The sequence below is a fragment of the Micromonospora sp. NPDC047753 genome (assembly GCF_040642735.1).
Taxonomy (GTDB): Bacteria; Actinomycetota; Actinomycetes; order Mycobacteriales; family Micromonosporaceae; genus Micromonospora.
The window spans coordinates 1-3,653 of the sequence record NZ_JBEYSL010000598.1; the positions used below are offsets into that span (position 1 = coordinate 1).

The following is a 3,653-nucleotide window of genomic DNA, read 5'->3' on the forward strand; positions in this document are numbered from 1 at the left end:
AGTTCGTGCGGGTCGTCGGCGTTGTCGTAGACCAGCAGCCAACTGAGCGAACTCGTCGACAGCGAGTCGAGGACCGTCCGCACGGTCTGCTCCAGGCTGGCGCTCGCGGCCAGGCCGAGCCGCTCGCCGAGGGCCGCGATCGAGGTACGCAGCGCAGTGAGGTCCTCCGCGGCCATCCACCAGATCAGCTGGTAACGGTCCGCGTACCGGTAGGCGAACTCGACAGCGAGCTGGGTCTTGCCGACCCCACCGACACCGCGCAGCGCCGCTTCCGGCAGCACCGAGGCCCGGTGCTGTGACGACAGCAGCTCGTCGAGCGCGACGAGCTGCTTCTCCCGGCCGGTGAAGTACAGGTTGCGCGGTGGGACGCCGCCCCGGATGAGAGTTCGGGATCGCTGGGGCGTCGTCTCCTCGATGATGATCGTCCTGCGCATGTCGGATTCAGGTTCCTCTCCACCGGCCTCGGCCGGTGCCGCCTGGTGCGGGGATCGTAGCGACGTCCAGTGCGTCTTCGCAGCCACGCGCAGATCGTCGAGGTCGGCGGTGGTGAGCCGAAGGGCCGCCGCCGCCTCCCGCAACCACTGCTCGAGCGGCTTGCTGTGCGACTCGATGCCGGCGAGGACCAGGCCCGCCAGCGCCACGACGGCCGGGACCTGCCAGTCACCCACCGGTTGCCAGCCGATGGCCTCCACCAGGTCGGGCAGGTCCTCCGCTGACAGCGGATGATCCGCGACTGCCGTGACTGCCGCGACGGCCCCGGTCAACACCTCGGGCGGGACGTCCGCGAGCAACTGCGCGAGGAGCCAGGAGAGGTAGATCTGCTGGGCGGAGGTGACCGCGCTGGCGCCCGGGTGGAAGTTGGCGATGACCTGCAACAGCATCGACACGCCCCGGGGCTCCTGGGCGCAGGCGCGCACGATGCGGTAGACGTCGTACCGGACCTCGGAGTGCCGGGGCACCGACAGTCGCTTGCGCAGCTCCCCCTCGACCTCGTCGAGGTAGAGCGAACGGGTGTTCCCGTCATTGATCGAACTCATCGAGAGCAGTGCGTCGCAGATGGCCTGCACCTGGGCGCTCGGCATCCGGGGCGTCGTCACCGATTGTCCTCCGTACCCGTCAGCAGACCGAGGCTCTCGGCAAGGTCACGGAAGGCCCGCAGTGGCGTACTCGCCGGCCCTTCCGTCAACAGCAGGACGCGATAGAGAGCTGCGATCCCGTCCTCGTATTCTAAGCCCGTCCGAATCAGGCCGAACATGTCGAGACCCAACGGCCCGAATGGATTCACCATCCGACTGATGTGCGGCGGCAGTGACTGAATGACCAATTGACGGCTGTCGGGGTGCCGGAGTACCGGGATTTCCTCCAGCAGTCGGGCCAACGCCATCTTCTGCGCGAATTGCAGCGGCGCGGGCGGCGGTCGGGGCGTCGCCCGGGCGACGGCCGTCAGCGGGCCGGGCGGCAACAGGGCAGGCGGCAACAGGCCGGGCGGCAACAGGGCGCGCCACTGCCCGACGGGCGACATCCAGCCGACCAGCTGCTGGCCGACGCTCGCGCGGGCCAGCACCATGCCCACCACGGCGCCATCCGGCGCGTACACCCCGGAACCGCTGAACCCCCTGTCGATTCCGGCCGTGGCAGGGGAAAGTCGGTCGAGTTGACGCCATCCGGTGCCGACGTCGACCGGACCGACGGCCCGCGCCAGCACCATGACGGACGCCGGGGTGTTGGCCGGAAAGCCCACGATCCGCACGTCGAACTCGTCGTCGCCACGATCGGCAAGGGTGGCGGGGGCGGATGGCAGCGGTGTGGCGCAGCGCAGGACCGCCAGGTCGCCGTCGCCGGCCGGGCCGACACCCCGGGACCAGGTCACCTCGGCGGCGACCCGGGTGCCGGGGTGACTCGGTGTGTCGACGAGCACCCCGGCCGGGCCCGTCCCGGTGCCGTCATCGACGACATGCCAGCAGGTCAGCACCAGGTCAGCGGTCAACTGGATGCCCGCGCCGACGACCGACGAGGAGTGGCCACCGAGTATCCGCACCCGGCCGGTGAGCGACCGGGTGCCGGTCATCCGTGCTCCGCCAACGCCAACCACTCGGCCGGGGCGGCCGGAGGGCGGAGGCCGACGTTGCGCTCAGTCATGCGCGGCGTCCTCCTGCGCGCCGGCCCCGTCCTCACCCGGCGACGGCAGTGCGGGGACGGGCGAGGTCCAGATCAGCTTGACCTTGAGGTGGCCCTGTGCGCTGGTGCGAGCGACGACGGCACCAGCCTCCGCGGTGAGGGTGACGCCAATCTCGACCTCCACCTGATCGGGACGCACCGCCACCCCACGGACCACGCCCAGCGCCGCGTCGAGCGCGGGTTTGATGTGGGCCAGTGCCGTTTCCAGCGTCTCCCGGGCGGGGCGGATCCGGTCGAGCAGACCGACCCGTTCCAGATCGGTGCCAGCGTGTTCCTCGACGAGGAGAACGCCCTGATCAGTTTCGAAACGAAGGAGATCCGCCACGTGACAAATTCTCACCGAAAGATCGTTCGGAATTGGTGTCAGATCACTGACAGGAGTCATTGCATGCACCCTGCGCCGACACGGGACACATCCGCTTGCCATCACCACTGCCGCCTGTCAGCCTGACGCAATGCAGGACACGGCGACCTTCCAGGATCTGCTCCGAGAAGGCGTCGACGCGTCCGTGGACGGTTGGGACTTCTCCTGGTTCGACGGCCGCGCGACAGAACAGCGGCCGTCCTGGGGATATTTGAAACTCATGTCAGCCCAGATGAGGGTTGCCCACGCCGCGCTGGACATCCAGACCGGCGGCGGCGAGGTGCTCTCCGAGGTGCCGGCATTCCCCCCGTTGACAGTGGCCACCGAACACTGGCCGCCCAACCTCCAACTGGCCCGACGCGCGCTCGAACCGCGCGGCGTACGGGTGGTCGACGTTGCCGAGGACGCTCCGCTCCCGTTTCCCGACGAGACGTTCGACCTGGTGGTGAGCCGGCATCCCAACGTCGTGCTCTGGGACGAGATCGCACGGGTGCTCACTCCCGGCGGGCGGTACCTGGCCCAGCAGATCGGCCCCGGGTCCAACCGGGAGCTGGCCCAGTTCCTCACCGGTCCCCGCGAGATCAGTGACGAACGCAGCCCGGCCCGCGCCGCCGCCGACGCGCGAGCCGCCGGCCTGGTCATCGACGAGCTGCGGCACGAGGCGCTGCCGACCACCTTCAACGACGTGGCAGCGGTGGTGCACTTCCTCCGCAAAGTCATCTGGACGGTGCCGGACTTCACCGTGGACCGCTACCGGGCCCGGCTCGCCGATCTGCACGACCACATCCGTCGCCACGGGCCGTTCGTGGCCCACGCCCAGCGCATCCTGGTCCGGGCGCACAAACCCCGGCACTGAGCGAACGGCTCCACGACCACGACGGGCGGTCGCCCCGGACGGTGGCGCGCCCGGCGTCGAGGATCCGGCCGCCCGGTCGCGTCGCCCCGCGCCGACGCCGAGGGGCACGGCGGCACCCACTGACCACCGCACCATCGGGATCACGCACGCCCACGAAGGAGTACCGGTCGGAGCGGCCGTCTCGGTCAACCGGGAACCGGCCGCATACTGGCCGCAACCGCACCTGGCGCGGGAGCCGGACCCGAGGGTGGGACC

Annotated in this window: 3 protein-coding genes and 1 pseudogene; 1 reads left to right on the plus strand and 3 read right to left on the minus strand. The window is 70.1% G+C overall.

Translation table 11 applies throughout. The features are described from left to right. The 3 genes and pseudogenes from ABZ749_RS31580 to ABZ749_RS31590 all read right to left on the minus strand — a co-directional run. Nucleotides 1–1,097: pseudogene (locus ABZ749_RS31580) on the minus strand (hypothetical protein); the annotation flags it as partial. Beyond that, the gene (locus ABZ749_RS31585) at nucleotides 1,094–2,068 is read right to left on the minus strand and encodes a trypsin-like peptidase domain-containing protein (RefSeq protein WP_357234232.1); all 975 of its coding nucleotides are present in this window, start codon (nucleotides 2,066–2,068) and stop codon (nucleotides 1,094–1,096) included. The pseudogene ABZ749_RS31580 and the gene ABZ749_RS31585, both read right to left, overlap by 4 nt. Before the next feature lie 63 nt (nucleotides 2,069–2,131). Further along, on the minus strand, nucleotides 2,132–2,563 hold the full coding sequence (locus ABZ749_RS31590) for a CU044_2847 family protein (RefSeq protein WP_357234235.1): 432 nt from the start codon (nucleotides 2,561–2,563) through the stop codon (nucleotides 2,132–2,134). Between the two features lie 70 nt (nucleotides 2,564–2,633). Here ABZ749_RS31590 and ABZ749_RS31595 point away from each other — a divergent pair, with 70 nt between their 5' ends. Beyond that, a complete protein-coding gene (locus ABZ749_RS31595; RefSeq protein WP_357234237.1) occupies nucleotides 2,634–3,398 on the plus strand; it encodes a class I SAM-dependent methyltransferase in 765 nt (254 codons plus the stop codon). Nucleotides 3,399–3,653 lie beyond the last annotated feature (255 nt).

Excerpts from the sequence above, each read along its gene's own strand:
- ABZ749_RS31585 (WP_357234232.1), bottom strand. The coding sequence starts at position 2,068 with ATGACCGGCACCCGGTCGCTCACCGGCCGGGTGCGGATACTCGGTGGC.
- ABZ749_RS31590 (WP_357234235.1), bottom strand. The coding sequence starts at position 2,563 with ATGACTCCTGTCAGTGATCTGACACCAATTCCGAACGATCTTTCGGTG.
- ABZ749_RS31595 (WP_357234237.1), top strand. The coding sequence starts at position 2,634 with ATGCAGGACACGGCGACCTTCCAGGATCTGCTCCGAGAAGGCGTCGAC.